Source organism: Streptomyces ossamyceticus (assembly GCF_001418475.1).
In the GTDB taxonomy this organism is placed as follows: Bacteria; Actinomycetota; Actinomycetes; order Streptomycetales; family Streptomycetaceae; genus Streptomyces; species Streptomyces ossamyceticus.
This window is the reverse complement of the sequence record NZ_LIQX01000231.1, coordinates 1-15,744: the sequence shown is the minus strand read 5'-3', so window position 1 is coordinate 15,744 and position 15,744 is coordinate 1. Positions and strand designations below refer to the sequence as shown.

12 protein-coding genes and 1 pseudogene are annotated in these 15,744 nt (G+C 73.7%); 6 read left to right on the top strand and 7 right to left on the bottom strand.

What is annotated here, in order from left to right:
• Positions 1-67: 67 nt before the first annotated feature.
• A pseudogene (locus tag AOK15_RS18090) lies at positions 68-670 on the top strand (TerD family protein); the annotation flags it as partial.
• 17 nt (positions 671-687) lie between these two features.
• Here AOK15_RS18090 and AOK15_RS18085 read toward each other — a convergent pair.
• Complete coding sequence (locus AOK15_RS18085; RefSeq protein ID WP_205632163.1) at positions 688-1,863, bottom strand: glycosyltransferase; 1,176 nt, start codon at positions 1,861-1,863, stop codon at positions 688-690.
• 57 nt (positions 1,864-1,920) lie between these two features.
• Here AOK15_RS18085 and AOK15_RS18080 point away from each other — a divergent pair, with 57 nt between their 5' ends.
• Positions 1,921-2,727, top strand: coding sequence for a glutamate racemase (locus AOK15_RS18080; protein ID WP_055518010.1), 807 nt, complete (start codon positions 1,921-1,923; stop codon positions 2,725-2,727).
• Between the two features lie 50 nt (positions 2,728-2,777).
• A complete protein-coding gene (locus tag AOK15_RS18075) occupies positions 2,778-3,335 on the top strand; it encodes a hypothetical protein (protein WP_055518008.1) in 558 nt (185 codons plus the stop codon).
• A 95-nt stretch (positions 3,336-3,430) separates the two neighbouring features.
• Here AOK15_RS18075 and AOK15_RS18070 read toward each other — a convergent pair whose 3' ends face one another.
• The gene (locus tag AOK15_RS18070; RefSeq protein ID WP_205632162.1) at positions 3,431-4,423 is read right to left on the bottom strand and encodes an O-antigen ligase family protein; all 993 of its coding nucleotides are present in this window, start codon (positions 4,421-4,423) and stop codon (positions 3,431-3,433) included.
• 289 nt (positions 4,424-4,712) lie between these two features.
• Between AOK15_RS18070 and lnt the strand changes: the two genes are divergently transcribed.
• The 3 genes from lnt to AOK15_RS18055 all read left to right on the top strand — a co-directional run bounded on the left by lnt (position 4,713) and on the right by AOK15_RS18055 (position 8,281).
• Positions 4,713-6,329 (top strand): apolipoprotein N-acyltransferase, encoded by a 1,617-nt coding sequence (gene lnt, locus AOK15_RS18065; RefSeq protein WP_055518004.1) that lies wholly within the window; start codon positions 4,713-4,715, stop codon positions 6,327-6,329.
• A gap of 67 nt (positions 6,330-6,396) precedes the next feature.
• Entirely contained in the window at positions 6,397-6,870 is a 474-nt protein-coding gene (locus AOK15_RS18060) for an NUDIX hydrolase (RefSeq protein ID WP_055518001.1), read from the top strand.
• Between the two features lie 199 nt (positions 6,871-7,069).
• Positions 7,070-8,281: a hypothetical protein gene (locus AOK15_RS18055; RefSeq protein WP_055517998.1), complete on the top strand. Its 1,212-nt coding sequence runs from the start codon at positions 7,070-7,072 to the stop codon at positions 8,279-8,281.
• Between the two features lie 57 nt (positions 8,282-8,338).
• Here the strand turns inward: AOK15_RS18055 and AOK15_RS18050 are convergent, their stop codons facing one another.
• From AOK15_RS18050 to AOK15_RS18030, 5 genes are all read right to left on the bottom strand, one after another.
• On the bottom strand, positions 8,339-9,466 hold the full coding sequence (locus AOK15_RS18050; protein WP_079058548.1) for a LacI family DNA-binding transcriptional regulator: 1,128 nt from the start codon (positions 9,464-9,466) through the stop codon (positions 8,339-8,341).
• A 401-nt stretch (positions 9,467-9,867) separates the two neighbouring features.
• Positions 9,868-11,085 (bottom strand): ABC transporter substrate-binding protein, encoded by a 1,218-nt coding sequence (locus tag AOK15_RS18045; RefSeq protein ID WP_055517996.1) that lies wholly within the window; start codon positions 11,083-11,085, stop codon positions 9,868-9,870.
• A complete protein-coding gene (locus AOK15_RS18040) occupies positions 11,082-11,987 on the bottom strand; it encodes a hypothetical protein (protein WP_055517994.1) in 906 nt (301 codons plus the stop codon). The genes AOK15_RS18045 and AOK15_RS18040 overlap by 4 nt, the downstream gene beginning before the upstream one ends.
• On the bottom strand, positions 11,984-13,477 hold the full coding sequence (locus tag AOK15_RS18035) for a hypothetical protein (RefSeq protein WP_240508482.1): 1,494 nt from the start codon (positions 13,475-13,477) through the stop codon (positions 11,984-11,986). Before AOK15_RS18035 ends, AOK15_RS18040 begins: the two co-directional genes overlap by 4 nt.
• Positions 13,478-13,567: 90 nt before the next feature.
• A partial coding sequence (locus AOK15_RS18030; protein ID WP_055517991.1) for a tetratricopeptide repeat protein occupies positions 13,568-15,744 on the bottom strand: 2,177 nt, incomplete at its 5' end.

Genomic DNA, 15,744 nt, shown 5'->3' with positions numbered 1-15,744 from the left:
TGCTTGGTCAGGGAGACCGCCGGGGCCTCCTTGGTGAGCGTGACCTTGGTCAGGCGCACCAAGGAGGCCGGCGGTCTCCCTGACCAAGCAGGGCGGCACCTCCGGCGCCATGCGCGTCAATCTCAACTGGGAGGTGCGCAAACAGTTCACCGGGTGGGGCAGCAAGCTGGGCCGGGCCGTCGCCATGCACGCCGACCTCGACCTCGACCTCTGCGCCCTGTTCGAACTGTCCGACGGCAGCAAGGGCGTCGTCCAATCGCTCGGCAACGCCTTCGGGGCGCTGCACCGCCCCCCGTTTATCCACCTCGACGGCGACGACCGCACCGGGGCCGTGTCGAGCGGCGAGAACCTCACCGTCAACCTCGACCACAAGAACGCCTTCCGGCGCATCCTCATCTTCGTGACCATCTACGAGGGCGCCCGCTCCTTCGCCGACCTCCATGCGACGGTCACGCTCCAGCCCCAGCACGGGGCGCCCGTCGACTTCTCCCTCGACGAGTGCACCGTCCCCTCCACCGTCTGCGCCCTCGCCCTCATCACCAACCAGGGCGGCGACCTCATCGTCCAGCGCGAGGCCCGCTACCTCGTCCCCGAGCGCGGCGTCAGCCCCCAGCGCACGGTCGACTACGCCTACGGGTGGGGCATGAACTGGACACCCGGCAGGAAGTAGCCGCCCCATGTGAGCTTCTAGCTCTCCTCGGGGACCGTCTCCGGGCGGGCGTAGGTGCGGCCCTTCCAGGCCGCGCCGCGCCCCCGGTAGTGCTGTACGGCGGAGTCGACGGTCATCAGGAGATAGAGGACCGCGGTGAACGGCAGCAGGGGAGCGAGCCACAGCGGCTGCCGGTAGTGGCGCAGCATCGGCAGGTACGTCCCCGCCATCAGGGCCCAGGCGAGCCCGCCGGACCACGCCGCCGGCAGGTCACCCGCCGCGAGCCCCAGCAGGAACGCGGCGGGCGGCACCCCGTAGACCAGCAGCAGACCGAGGACCGTGCCCGCGAGCAGCAGGGGGTTGTGGCGCAGCTGCGCGTAGGCGCTGCGGGAGACCATCCGCCACAGGTCGCCCAGCCGCGGATAGGGCCGCACGCTGTCCACCCGTTCCGCGAGACCCAGCCAGACGTGGCCGCCGCTGCCCTTGACCGCCCGGGCGAGGGCCACGTCGTCGATCACGGCCTGCCGGATCGCGTCCGGGATCCGGGCCCGCTCGGCGGCCTCCGTCCGCAGCAGCACACAGCCGCCCGCGGCGGCCGCCGTGCGCGAGCCCCGCACACCGATCCGGCGGAACGGATACAGCTGGGCGAAGAAGTAGACGAAGGCGGGGACCACGAGCCGCTCCCACGTACTCTCCGCCCGCAGCCGCGCCATCTGCGACACCAGGTCGAAGCCGCCGGTGCGCGCCGCCGCCACCAGCGCGCGCAGGCTGTCCGGCCGGTGCGCGATGTCCGCGTCCGTCAGCAGCAGGTACTCGGGAGCACGCGCGCGTGCCAGCCCGATCCCGTGCCGCACGGCCCACAGCTTGCCCGTCCAGCCCGCGGGCGGCTCCCCGGGCGAGGTGACCGTGAGCGGCAGGCCACCGTGGCGCAGGGCCAGCCCGCGGGCGAGCTCGCCCGTGCCGTCGGTGCTGCCGTCGTCCACCAGGAAGACCTCTGCGCGGCCGGGGTAGTCCTGCGCCAGCAGCGACGGCAGGCTCTCCGGCAGGACGGCGGTCTCGTCGCGCGCGGGGACGACAACACACACGTACGGCCAGTCGTCCGGGTCCCGGCGGGGCGGTAGTCGTACATCCGTGCGCCAGAAGAAGCCCTGGCCGAGCAGCAGCCACAGCCAGGCGGCGAGTGATCCGGCGGCGGTCCACGCGATGGCGCTCACGTCGGCAGTCTGCCCCACGCCGACGGCCCCGCCGAGGCAATCGTCTATCGTGGCCGGGTGAAGATCGCGCTCATGGACTCCGGTATCGGTCTGCTGCCCGCCGCCGCCGCGGTGCGGCGACTGCGCCCCGACGCGCATCTCGTGATCTCGTCCGACCCCGACGGCATGCCCTGGGGGCCGCGGACCCCGGAGGACCTGACGCGGCGCGCCCTCGCGGTCGCCGAGGCGGCGGCCGCGCACCGGCCGGACGCCCTGATCGTCGGCTGCAACACGGCGTCCGTGCACGCCCTGCCCGCCCTGCGCGCCCTCCTCGAACCGGAGCTGCCGGTCATCGGCACCGTCCCGGCGATCAAGCCCGCCGCGGCGGGCGCCGGCCCCTTCACCATCTGGGCGACGCCCGCCACCACCGGCAGCCCCTACCAGCGCGGACTGATCGAGGAGTTCGCCGGCGGCGTGCCGGTCAGCGAGGTGCCCTGCTGGGGGCTCGCCGAGGCCGTCGAGCACGCCGACGACGCCGCCATCGACGCCGCGATCGCTGCGGCTGCCGCCCTAACCCCCGACGACGTGACGACCGTCGTCCTGGGCTGCACCCACTACGAACTGGTCGCCGAGCGCATCCGCGCGGCCGTCCAGCAGCCCGGACGGCCGCCCCTCGTCCTGCACGGCTCCGCCGGCGCGGTGGCCGCCCAGGCGCTGCGCCGGATCGGTGAGCTCCCGGCCCCCGACGCCGAGTGGACCGAGGCCGGCCTGACGGTCCTCCTCAGCGGACGCGAGGGCGCGCTGCCGGCCCCCGCCCTGGCCTACGAGGAGGGCCGGCTGCTCCAGGCGGTCGGTGCCACACTCGCGGCCCAGCCCGAGAAGTAACGTTCCGCGACCAGGTGCCTGCGCAACGGAACCTGAGTACGCTCAGAGCCATGAGGGACCACCCCCACGGCGTGCCGGGCAGCCCCGAAGCCCTCACCTCCGAGGTCTGGACCGGCCGCGCGACCAATCGCGCCCAGTGGCTCCTGGCGCTGGGCGGCGCCGCCTTCATGGCGCTGGGCATCGAACTCGCGGTCGACTCCGCGTGGACGTCCGGTACGGCCCCGCTCGTCATGTCGGTCGTCGGCTGCATCGCGGCCGGGCTGCTCGTCCTGTTCGGGACGCTCGCGTTCGTGCACGTCTCCGTGAGGGTCGACGGGCAATGCCTGGAGGTGCGCTGCGGCCACATCGGCGTACCGCGTCGCCGCATCCCTCTCTCCCAGGTCGCCGATGTGGACTTCGCCCCCTGCGTCACCCCTCACCAGTGGGGCGGCTGGGGCTATCGCTGGCGCCCCGAGAAGGGCACCGCAGTCGTCGTACGCAGAGGCGAGGCCGTGGTGCTGCGTCTCCTGGACGGACACACGTTCACCATCACCGTCGACCACGCGGAGACGGCCGTACGCGTCATCCGGGCCCGGCTCAGGCCCACGGCGTCCGACGCCGCACGCTGACGCCGTCAGGGGCGCCGGGGCCGTCGTGGGCACCGGGGGTCTTCGAGGGGGTCGGGGCCGTCCGTCGGCGGCATCGGTCGTGCTCCCTCGTGGGCTCATCCGCCGCCCGCGTCACGGCCGGCTGCGCCGACACCGTTCTCCTCGTCCGCGAGGGGGCGCGCCGTCGCCATTCCCGCGAGCAGGCCCGCGCCCGCCGTCACCGTCGTGAAGCTCAGCGCGTTGCCGACCATGGCGATCGCGGCCAGCGCGGTCAGCGCCGCGCCCGCGGTGAGCGCGACCGGCGTGGCCCGCGGGGACCGCCACAGCATGTAAAGGACCCAGCAGAACACCATGGCGAGCAGGGCGACGCCGATGAGTCCCTGCTCGGCCGCCAGCTGGAGCGTCGCCGAGTGCGGCTTGTCGTCGGACGGCAGCGCCTGGGCGACCGTGGGGCTGAGCTCGCCGAAGCGGCCGGGGCCGGCACCCAGCAGCGGTTCGGCGCGGGCCATGCCGAGCGCGTCGTGCCACAGCAGGACGCGGTGCGGGGTGAGCCGGCCCTCCAGGGAGTCGGTCAGCCCCGACGGCAGCGCGTTCTCCGCCGTCGCCCAGGTCGTCGCCGTCACCAGGGCCGTGACGAACGCGAGCCCCGCGAGCCCGGGGCCCCGCGGCATCCGGGCCGCCGCGAGCGAGCAGAGCAGCACCCCCGTGCACGCGACGACACCGGTGGTCGAGCCGAGCACACCCGCCGTCACCGCGACGCCCACGGCCAGCAGCCGCAGCCCGAACCGCAGGCCCGGCGCACGGGCCGCCCAGGCCGCGCAGCAGGCGGCGCCCGCCGACAGGACCAGCAGCGCGGCCGTGGCGCCCGTGTGCCCGAGCGGTGAGATGAACGGTGAGCTCACCGTGGTGTGCGGGGCGGCGACCGCCAGACCGAGACCGGCGAACGCCCCCGCGCCCGGCGCCACGACCGGCAGCAGGGCACCGCAGATGCGCCCCGCGGCGTAGCCGGCCGACACCGCGAGCACCGCCAGCAGCACACCCTCGGGGCGGCCGCCCCGTGCCGCCGCCGTGACCAGCGACCAGGCCGCACACGCCCCGAGCAGGATCACGCCCGTGACATCGGAGACGTTCCGTCTGTCGGACGCGGCCGACGCTCCGGCCGCAGGCTCCGTCCCTATGGACTCCACAACGCCCCCCGACTGTGCCGGGCCCCGACCGCTCAACCGTGTTCGGCCGCACGTCAGAGGCTCGGGCACACCGTAACGGGTGAGGTGCCCAAGTGTGGACGAGTTGCGCAGGAACGATGCTGCAGAGGTGTGGCGAACCTCCGCCCGGACCGCACCGGGACCGGACGGACCGCGCTGTGAACCCCCGGGGAACGCGCCGTACACTCCCCAAGTGACCGTCACCGCGACTCCCGTAGACGAGCCGGAACAGCTCGAACCCCAGGCCGCGCCCGTTTCCCGCGCGTCCCGATGGGCCCGTCGGCTCCTCCCGGCCGCCGCCGCGGCGCTCTGTGGAGTGCTGCTCTACGTCAGCTTCCCGCCCCGGACCCTGTGGTGGCTGGCCCTGCTGGCGTTCGCGGGCTTCGGCTGGGTGCTGCGCGGGCGGAGCTGGAAGGCGGGACTCGGCCTCGGTTACCTCTTCGGCCTCGGCTTCCTGCTGCCGCTGCTCGTCTGGACTGGCGTGGAGGTCGGCCCCGGACCGTGGCTCGCGCTGGTCGCCATCGAAGCGGTGTTCGCGGCACTCGTCGGCGCGGGCACCGCCGTCGTGTCCAAGCTCCCCGGCTGGCCCCTGTGGGCCGCCGCCCTGTGGGTCGCCGGCGAGGCCGCACGCGCGCGTGCCCCCTTCAACGGTTTCCCCTGGGGCAAGATCGCCTTCGGCCAGGCGGACGGCCTCTTCCTGCCGCTCGCCGCGCTGGGCGGTACCCCGGTCCTCGGCTTCGCGGTCGTCCTGTGCGGCTACGGGCTGTTCGAGATCGTCCGGCTGGTCGTCGAGGCCCGGCGCACCGGCGCCGCGCTGCGCCGGGGGACCGCCGCCGTGGCGGCGCTGAGCGTGGCCGTCCCCGTGGTCGGCGCCCTCGCCTCGCGCGGGCTCGTCAGCGACAAGGCCGAGGACGGCACGGCGACCGTCGCGGTCATCCAGGGCAACGTCCCGCGGCTCGGGCTCGACTTCAACGCCCAGCGCCGGGCGGTCCTCGACTACCACGCCAAGGAGACCGAGCGTCTCGCCGCCGAGGTCAAGGCCGGCAAGGTGGAGCGGCCGGACTTCGTGCTCTGGCCGGAGAACTCCTCCGACATCGACCCCTTTGCCAACGACGACGCCCGCGCGGTCATCGAGCACGCGGCCACCGCCATCGGCGCGCCCATCTCCGTCGGCGGTGTCGTCGAACGCGACGGCAAGCTCTACAACGAGCAGATCCTCTGGGACCCGGAGAAGGGCCCCACCGACACCTACGACAAGCGGCAGATCCAGCCGTTCGGCGAATATCTGCCCCTCAGGTCGCTCATCGGCGCCATCAACGACCAGTGGACGTCCATGGTCCGCAAGGACTTCAGCCGCGGCACCGAGCCCGGCGTGTTCACCATGGACGGCGCCCGGGTCGGTCTCGTCACCTGCTACGAGGCGGCCTTCGACTGGGCGGTGCGCTCCGAGGTCACCGACGGCGCGCAGCTGATCTCCGTGCCCAGCAACAACGCCACCTTCGACCGCAGCGAGATGACCTACCAGCAGCTCGCCATGTCCCGGGTCCGCGCGGTCGAGCACAGCCGCACCGTCACCGTGCCGGTGACCAGCGGCGTCAGCGCGATCATCATGCCGGACGGGAGGATCACGCAGCGGACCGGGATGTTCGTCGCCGACTCCCTGGTCCAGAAGGTGCCGCTGCGCTCCTCGGAGACACCCGCCACCAAGGTCGGCATCCTGCCCGAGACGCTGCTGGTGCTGGTCGCGGCCGGTGGGCTCGGCTGGGCGGTCGGGGCCGGTGTGCGCGGGAGGCGCGCCGGTGGCGTGTAGCCGTACGCCGCGTGTGCGCGTCCGGGAAGCGTCGGGGTGAGGGAACCGGCCGGTTAGGGTCGGCTCCATGGCTACCCCTGAATTCATCCGCACCCTCCGCGTCTCCGCGGGCCATCAGCTCCTCTGGCTCCCCGGGGTCACCGCCGTCGTCTTCGACGACGAGGGCAGAGTGCTGCTGAACCGCCGGTCCGACAACGGCCAGTGGTCGCTCATCGGCGGTATCCCGGAACCCGGGGAGCAGCCCGCGGCCTGTGCCGTGCGCGAGGTGCAGGAGGAGACGGCGATCAGGTGCGTGGCCGAGCGGGTCGTCCTCGTCCAGGCACTCGCCCCGGTGCGGTACGACAACGGGGACGTCTGCCAGTACATGGACACCACGTTCCGGTGCCGCGCCGTCGGAGGAGAGGCACGGGTCAACGACGACGAGTCGTTGGAGGTCGGCTGGTACTCCCTGGACGCGCTGCCCGACCTGAGCGAGTTCGCGCTGTCCCGGATCAAGCAGGCCATGTCCGACGCGCCCACGTGGTTCGACCCCATCGTCTGACGGCGGCCTTCCACATGCACTCGGCGTACGGGTGCTCGTCGGTCCGGTGCGCCGCCAATTCCCCTTGTGTGCAGGACGGTTGGTGGGTGACCGGGCCGGCGGGGCCGGGCGCGGTCGCCCCGGGCCGGGCGTGTACGTTGGCACGTGATCCGTTACCGACCACGACCGCGCCGGCACCGGCGAAGGGGACAACGAGCACATGGCACGCGTTGCCGTCATCACCGCGCCGAACATCGGGTACCGCAACACGGGCATGGTGACCGTCGACCTGGCGTTCGAGTCCCTCCGGCGGCGGATGGCCACCCCCGTCGACGCCACCTGGTACACCCTGCACCCACCGGAGACGGTCGAACTGCGGGAGTGCGCACGCGGTACCGAGTTCCCGTTCCGCTTCCGGCCGTTGGCCGAGCACCTCGACGAGCTGCGCGACCATGACGCGGTCGTCTTCTGGGGAGACTTCCTGCACACGCGGCACTATCTGGCGCAGGACGCGACGAACCGCCTCATGGACTTCGGTATGGCCGAGGACCGGGACGCGGCCCGGCAACTGCTGAACCGCACGCTGCTGCTGGCGGACCAGCCGGACGAACTCCTCTCTCGGACCCTCAGCTACGGCGGGACGATCCTGCACAACACCCAGTCCGACTACGAGGACAAGGAGTACGGCCCCCTGTTCTCCCGGCTGGTGACCCGCAGTCACCGGATCTGGACGCGTGAGCCGCTCTCCGCGGCCAAGGTCGCCCGCTTCCGCGGGGACCGCGCCACCGAGCACTTCGGCTCGGACGCGGCCCTGCTGTCCCGCCCCGGCGACCTGGACCACCTCCCGGCCACGGCCTGGTCCCAGGACCTGCCGGAGGGCGGCGCGATCGGTGTGTTCCTCGGCGCGCGCACCGAGATCCCTGCCTGGCTCCCGGAGTTCTGCGCGTCCCTCGCGGACCGCCTCGGCGCCCCGCTCGAATGGCTGCCCTGGTTCGACCGGGACGTCCCGGCCCGTGCCGCCCACATCGCGCGGCGGCCCGGCGGCCACACCCTCGGCGACCTGCTGCACGTCCTTCCCCGGTACCGGCTGGTCGTCACCGACACCTACCACCTGGCGGTCAACGCCTGGGGCGCGGGCACCCCGGTCCTGTGCGTGGGCGCTCCCGAGCCGGTGCCGACGACCCACGACGACTATCTGACGCTGAGCGACGTGAAGAAGCATGTGTTCCACATGGCGTACGACGCGGCGGACTTCTATCTGACCACTCTTCCCGACACCCGCGAGGGCCACGAGCGGCGCCTCGACCGACTCGTCCGCCTCGTGGAGGGCGGAGGCGCCGACGCCGTGGCGGCGCGGATACGCGAGCACGCCGACCAGTCGGCGACCGCCTTCACCGAGACGCTCACCTCGCTGCTCGACACCCCGCGCTGATCCGAGAGGGGAACCGGGGGTCCGCGGGACCGTCCCGGTCGACGGGCCGGGGCGCCGCTACCAGGTCACCCGGCGCACCGACTGCCGGATGATCAACTGCGTCCCCAGCACCACGTGGTCGTCGCCGGCGGGGGAGTCCGCACGGCCGAGGGCGAGCCGTACGGCGGTACGGCCCAGCTCCTCGTAGGGCACGCGGACCGTGGTGAGGGGCGGTGTCAGGTCGGTGGCGAAGGGCACGTCGTCGAAGCCCACGACGGACACCTCGCCCGGAACGTCGAGACCTGCCTCGCGGATCGCGGCGAGCGCGCCCAGCGCGACCATGTCGGAGGCGGCGAACACCGCGCCGAACTCCAGCCCGGCACGCAACGCGTCCCGCGTACGGACATAGCCCGAGGCGCGTGTGTACGTCCCGGTGGTGTCCAATTCCTCGATGTGCTCGGCGCCGTGCGCGCGCAGCGCGTCCCGGTAACCGGCACGGCGCTCGTCCCCGCTGCTGAGCCCCGCCTCCCCGCCGAGGAACAGCACCCGCCGGTGCCCCGACGCCAGCAGATGTGAGACGGCCTGGAAGGCGCCGCCCCGGTTGTCGTAGTCGACGACGGTCACCGGCATGTCCGGCGCCGGGGCGGGACGGCCGACCAGCACCAGCCGTGACCCGGCCGCGTCCAGCGCCTGCGCGTAGCCGATCATCCGCCGTCCGTACGCCTCGTCCGGCACGACACTGCCGACGAGGAGGACGGCCGCCGCGTGCTGCTCCCGCATGAGCTGGACCAGGGCGTCCTCACGGGCGGGGTCGTCGTGCGTGGCGCACACCAGGCTGAGCCGCCCCCGGTCGGCGGCCTCCTGCTCCACCCCCGCGGCGACATGGGCGAGCGACGGACCGGTGATGTCCTTGATGACCAGGGCCACCGGGCCCGCGACCCGCCCGGACAGCGCCTTGGCGTGCACGTTGATCACGTAGTGCAGGGACTCCACGGCCGCCATGACGCGGGCCCGCGCCTCTTCCGAGACCGGATAGTTCCCGGCCAGCGTACGGGAAACGGTTGCTACCGAGACGCCCGCCTTGGCGGCCACATCGCGGATCGTGCTGGGCCGCTCCCTGGCGGTGAGCTGTCCCTCGCCCCGTTTGCGCCTGCCCGACCGGCCGGTTCGGGGCGTCGGCCGCTCGCTCTTCCCGTTGTCCGTCACGGCTCGACGCTACTGCATGAGGGGTGCGTCAGGGCCTGCCGAGGACGGAAGCGGGCGCGAGGTCACGGCAAACGTTTACTACGGATGTTGCCGTCGACCCTCGCACGGCCTGCTGCCTCCCTGGCGCGCCCGGTAGCAGTCAACTGGCCGCCTTTGTGTGTGGTTTTCGGAGAGCAGGCCGCGCCGGTACGGAGACGGCAAGGGCCGCCGAACCGGACCGGAAAGGGCCGCCGAACCGGACCGGAAGGGACCGCCGAGCCGGTCCGGAAGGGGCCCGTTGACGGGGGGCGGCCGCGTCGCTGGGACGCCGCCCCGCATCAGCCCCCGTGCAGGGCGACGACATGCCCCTCCGGGACGCGCCGCGTCGCCCGTGTACGCCGGGGCCTCCGGCAGCCGGCTCGTCAACCGCCGCCGCACACCGGCAGGGTGGGGCGGCGGTCGACGCTCATGTCCTCCAACTCCCGCAGTCGGGCGTCCAGTTCACCGGGGGCGACCAGGAAACGCAGCACCGCCTGGTGGAACGCGTCACGCAGGGCCGGGGGCATGGTGTCCGAGGCGTCCCAGCACAGCCGCCGCTCCGCGCCACGCAGGATCGAGCCGATCCGCCGCCTCGGCGCGTCCTCGGGACCGTCCGGCGCGGCGGCCCTCCGGTGGGCGGTGAAGTCCGGCAGCCGGGTTTCGGGATCGGCCAGGAACCGGATCAGCTTCTTCGCCTCGTCCGTCGCGTTCAGCAGGGCCGCGAGGTCCCCGGAGACCTCCCAGTGGGCGGCGCCCTCCCGCGCGCCCGGGATCACCTCGGCGGAGTGCACGAAGTCACCCGCCAGCGGCTTCCAGTGGCTGTCGCGGAACGAGCCCAGATGCTCCAGGTTCCGTCGGGAGCAGTCACGGGCGAAGTCGTCCTGGAGCAGGCGGTCGACCCGGGACCGGTCGCCCGCGCCCACCAGGTCGCCCCAGGTCCGCCACGCCTTCCGCACCCGGGGGTCCGTCCACGGGAGGCGGCCGTTCGCCCACTGCGCGTACACCTCCGGGCCGGCCTGCTGGAGCAGGATGTCCTCCACCCAGTCGGTGCCCGGCCAACCCGAGGTGGCCCCGGACTCCATGCCCACGCACCAGCGGCCGGGCTCACCGGCGGCCCGCCCGATCCCGGCCCCCGACAGCTCGCCCCCGTGCCACACCATGCTCTTCAGACCGGCCTTCACCGGCAGCCAGTACGTCCGCTTCCGGCCGTCCCCGCCCGCCACCTTCGGCACCCAGACCCCGCCGTAGTCACCCGCTTCGAACAGCCCGTCCAGCGGCTCCAGTCTGCCCTCGGCCGCGTACGCCGTCAGCTCGCCAGGACCCGGCAGCAGCGCCACGTCGGGTTGGGTACCGGCCGCAAGATCCGCCGCCAGCACCTGGCTCAGGGCGGAACTGCCCTGGTAGACGATGTCGATGCGGTGCTCCTCCTCGAACGGCCGCACCGCCCGCTCGAACTGCTCCCGCTCGGCGCCGCTCCAGTTGGCGAGCACCGTGACCGATCCCGTCCAGCCCCCCGTCAGACGCACCGCCGCGACCACCGCGGCGAGCAGCACCAGACACACGGCTACGGCGACGAGCGTCCGGGTCCGCGGCCGGCTCATCGCTGGCCCCGGAACCGGTACTCGGAGATGCGCGGCCCCAGCCCCGACACCGTCAACACCATCAGCACGACCCCTCCGACGAGCACCCAGCCGGACAGCGACGCCCAGAAGCCGGCGTCCGCCATGTACCGCTCCACGTTCGCCCCGGCCTCGGGGATCTCCTCCGCCGACCGGACCCCGCGCAGCGCGGCGAGCGAGTCCCCCATCGCCCGCTGCGCCCGTACGGTGAACCAGCCGAGGACCGCCGACCAGCCCGCCCACAGCACCGTGGCGGCGAGCAGCCATGGCTGCACGGCGGTACGGAAGCGGCGCCGCGCGAACCACTGCGCCTCCACCAGCGCCCCGCACAGCGCGAGACCCAGCACCGCCACCGCGCCCCACCCGAGCCACAGCGGCCACGGGAACGACGCCTGCTCACGGGCGACCGCCAGCCACCGCTCCTGCAGTTCGTCGAGGCGCTCGACGATGTCGTCCCGGCCCCGCTCCGCGTAGTGCAGGAACGCCGCGCGCAGCGACGCGTCCTCCTCCTGCCCCGCCTGCTCCACCCACGCCGAGTACACCGTGATCAACCCGGTGATCGTCTTGAGGGTGTGACGGTCCGCCGGGCCGGCGACGTTCTCCGACGCCGCGACGGCGATGCTCTGGTGGGCCACCGATATCTGGGTGTGGAAGTCGCCCGTCGCGTCCGGTGGCGTCCCGCTCCCGTCGACGGCCGCGTGCGCCCGCTGCACGGCGTTCCTCGCGGTGTCCACGGCCAGGATGCCCGGCGCGCTCGACGACGCCAGCGGCACGGTGTCGTCGTGCACGCCCCGGTAGGCGCCGAACAGCACCAGGGTGGAGACCACCGCGAGGGACAGCAGCACCCAGAGCCTGCGCACCAGATCACGCTCGGTGGTGTTCACGCCCGCTCCCGCAGGTCATGACCGCACAACGGGCAGAAACGCGCCGTCGCCGGCGTCCGCTCCTGACACGAGGGGCATCGCACGGTGGCCGCGACCGGGTCGCCGAGGAACACGTCGTCGGTGGAGTCCGCGTCGGGCCCGTACGTGCTGTGGCTGCTCGCGGTGATCAGATGCTCGAAGTCCACCGCCGCCACACCGGGACGGAGCCGGACCCGGCCCGCCTCGGCGTCGAGGACCTCCACCAGCCGCTCCAGCCGGTCGAGGGCCTGCTCGGCCCCGATGGCATGGGCCAGTTGCACGGCCCGGCCCAGGTGGTGCCGCGCCGCGTCGCGCCGCCCGCCGCGGTGGGCGTCCGTCGCCGCGGCGACGGCCTCGCCGAGCCGCTGATGGCGCTCGAAGTGCTCGACCTGGATGTCGCTCCGCCCGGACAGCGCCACGTCGTCGGTCCAGTGCACCACGCACGGCAGGGGCGGCGTCACCTCCACGCCCCGGCCGCCGGGCACGTCGAGGGCGACGACCGCGAGCTGAAGATCCTCGCCCGGGGGCATGCCGGTGGGGTCCGCGGACAGGGACAGCTGGTAGCGACGGATCTCGTCGCCCCACGCGCGCGTGACGAACCTCAGGGTCCCGTCGCCGTCCGTACCCACCGGGTCCAGCTCCACCTCGGTGGGGAACACCTGCTTGAGGGAGCGCACCCGGGCCCCGGCCGTGGGGGTCACCGCGATCACCAGCTCCGGGATGCTCTTCGCGAGCAGACGGCGCGTCAGCCGCGCGTACTCCTCGGGCAGGGACGCCTCCTCCCGCACGGACGACGCCGTGCCGTGCAGCCGACTGGTGATCCGCAGCAGTTCCCGGCCGTCCCAGCCGTCGCCGATGCCCCAGGCGTCGCACACGAACCGTCCCGCGCACGAGTCCAGGACGTCCGACAGCGGCATCAGTTCGTCGTGCTGGTTCTTGCCGTCGGTCAGCAGCAGGACATGCCCGATGGGGGCGTCCGCGTCGATCAGCAGCCTGCGGGACAGGTCCAGCCAGCTGCCGATGCAGGTGCCGCCCCCGGCCACCAGGTTCAGCACGGCCCGCTCCGCCCGCGCGCGGTGCCGGGCGTCGGCCCGCGCCGTGGTCGCCGTCGTCGGATAGACGAGGTCCGCCGACTGGGTGCCCCTGACCACCGCGAAGGGTGTGCCGTCCGGCAGCAGCCGCAGCGCCGCCACGGCCGCCTGATGGGCCGCGCGCAGCTTCTCCTGCGGATACGCCATCGAACTGGAGCAGTCCACGGCCAGTACCTGCGCCAGCATCGGGCCCGCGCCGCCGCCGCTCTGCGTGCCGTCGGCCTCGACGGTCAGGATGGCGTGCATCTGCGGTTCCCGTGCCTCGCGGGACAGGTACTTCCACTGGCTGAGGTCGAGGCCCACCGAAGTGGTGCCCGCGGCCCCGCCGCCCGCCGTTCCGTCGTTCCTCGCGTGCTCGTTCACGGATGCCCCTGTGTCCACGGTGCCCGTGCTCCTCGCCCTCGTCCGCGGGTCTCGGCCCGCCCGGCCCGTTCACGGCCCGCCGGCGTCCCGGCCGCGGGCCCCGCACCTTCACGCCGTCCGCCGCCGGCCCCGCAGAAGCTCCCGCAGGCGGACCGGCTCCGGGAGCACCGCGTACGCCCGGTCGAGCAGCTCACCGCGCTCGACAGCGCTGCCCGCCTGGTCCGCGAGCCTCCGCAGCGAACCGGACAGCCGCGTGCTCAACGCCCCGTGGGTGTCCAGCGGTCCGAACACGTCACCGGCCGGGAAGCGCGGCCCCCACCCGCCGGGCGGGCGGCAGGCCAAGGCGTTCTCGCGGACCTCGGTGACCAGCCGGTCCCATGCCGCGCCGCCCACGAGGTGCTGCGCCGGGCCCGCCAGCCGCTCCAGTCGCCGGTCCGCGTCGGCCAACTCGTCCACCGTCGGCCCCGCTCCGGCCAGCCGGCCGGTGAGCACCCGGACCGCGGCGACGCGCGCGGCGTCGTAGTGCCGTGACGTGGTCGGCACCTCGTCCAGCACCGCGACCGCCCGTGCCCGGTCCCCCCGCCGCAGATGGAGCCGGGCGAGCCCGAAGGCCGCGCTGCCCTGCGTCCGGTCCCGCCGCCATACGGCCTCGTAGTACGCCTCCGTCCGGTCCTCGGCGGCCGAGCGGTACTCCGCGCAGAACGCCAGCGCCAGCTTCGGCGCCGACTCCCCGGGCAGCGCGGCGTAGGCGGCCGCGAACTCGGCCTCCGCCGACTGCACCTGACCACGCGTCAGCCACACCAGCCCCTGGTGCCAGAAGCCCCGCCAGTCGTACGCGCCGCTCCGCTCGCGGGCCCGGTCGAGCCACTGTCCGGCCCGGTCGGTGTCCCCGTCGGCGAGGTAGGCGCGGCACAGCCACCACGCCGTCTCGACGGTGCCGAGCGCCGGGTCCCGTTCGGCGCGCTCCGCGATGCGCTCGGGGCTGCCGGAGACGAGACCGCCGAGCAGGACGGCCGCGGGATCCCCGGGATCGGGGATCGGCACGGGCAGCGCCCGCGCGGTGTCCTCGGGGGCCGGTGCCCCGACGGGCAGCTCCGGCGCGTCCGTCCCGGAGCGGTGGGTCCAGTGGTCCAGCGTCGGTACCGTGCCGAGGGCCGCGCCGAACACGGCCGCCGTCGGCTCGAACCGGGTGGAGCGCTCCGGGTACGGCGCGTGCCCGCTGAGCGCCTGGTGTTCGCGCAGCACCTCCCACAGTTGACGGGACATCTCCGCCGCGGACGTGAAACGCGCCGTCGGCTCCGCGTGGGTGGCCCGTCTGATCAGCGCGTCGAAGGAGCGGGCGGCGAGCCCTGCGGCGGGCTCGGCGCGCGCGGCCAGGGTCTCCAGGGTCCGGCCGACGGTGAAGAGGTCGGTGTCGATGTGGAAGCCCCGCTGGTCGCGTTCCTTCTTCGGCGGCGCGTAGCCCGAGGTGTAGACGAGCGTGGAGGACCGGTCGTCGGTCCGCCGGATCGCCCCGAGGTCGATGACCTTGATGTCGCGCCCGTAGTGGATGACGTTCTCGGGCTTCATGTCGCAGTACAGCAGGCCCTGATGGTGCAGATACTCCAGTGCCCCGAGGATCTTGCAGCCGTAGGTGATCACATGGCCGATGCCGAAGGAGCCGCCGAACAGGCCCGCGAGTTCCGTGTCGGAGGCACGCCGGATCCAGTCGAGCGAGCGGCCCCCCACGTACTCCATGACGATGTACCCGGTGGGTTCCGTCTCGCCGGGCTCCTGGTGCCGTACGTACGTCACGATCCGCACGATGTCCCGGTGGTGGAGCGTGGTCAGGGAGCGGCGCTCCTCGACGGCCGACCGCCGGGCGACCGCGTCCCCGGTGTTGATCAGCCCCTTGAGGACGACATGGAGGTCCGGCACCCGGGTGTCCTCCGCCAGATAGACCCAGCCGAGGCCGCCCACCGCGAGGAAACCGAGCACCCGGTAGTGGTCGCCGACCCGGTCGCCGGGGCGCAGCTTCGGTTCGAAGGAGTACGCGCGGCCGCAGTGGGGGCAGTAGCCGTTGGCCAGGGCGGGGCCGCCGGGGAAGACGACGCCGATGGTCCCGGCGCAGTTGTCGACGCCGCAGCGCCGGCCGCCGGTGGGCGGGGCGGCGACGGTGGCCGCGGCCTCCGAGGGATCGGGGGAGGGGACCTCGGGGAGGATCACCAGCCCGTCGTTGTCGAGGGTCTCGGCGGCCGGCCGTGCGGCCCGCGGGGTCTGCTTCCCGGATGCGGATGCGGATGCGG

What these genes read in the sequence shown, in the direction of transcription:
- AOK15_RS18075 (WP_055518008.1), top strand. Translation starts at nt 2,778, where the DNA reads ATGAGGGACCACCCCCACGGCGTGCCGGGCAGCCCCGAAGCCCTCACC.
- AOK15_RS18060 (WP_055518001.1), top strand. Translation starts at nt 6,397, where the DNA reads ATGGCTACCCCTGAATTCATCCGCACCCTCCGCGTCTCCGCGGGCCAT.
- AOK15_RS18055 (WP_055517998.1), top strand. Translation starts at nt 7,070, where the DNA reads ATGGCACGCGTTGCCGTCATCACCGCGCCGAACATCGGGTACCGCAAC.
- AOK15_RS18045 (WP_055517996.1), bottom strand. Translation starts at nt 11,085, where the DNA reads ATGAGCCGGCCGCGGACCCGGACGCTCGTCGCCGTAGCCGTGTGTCTG.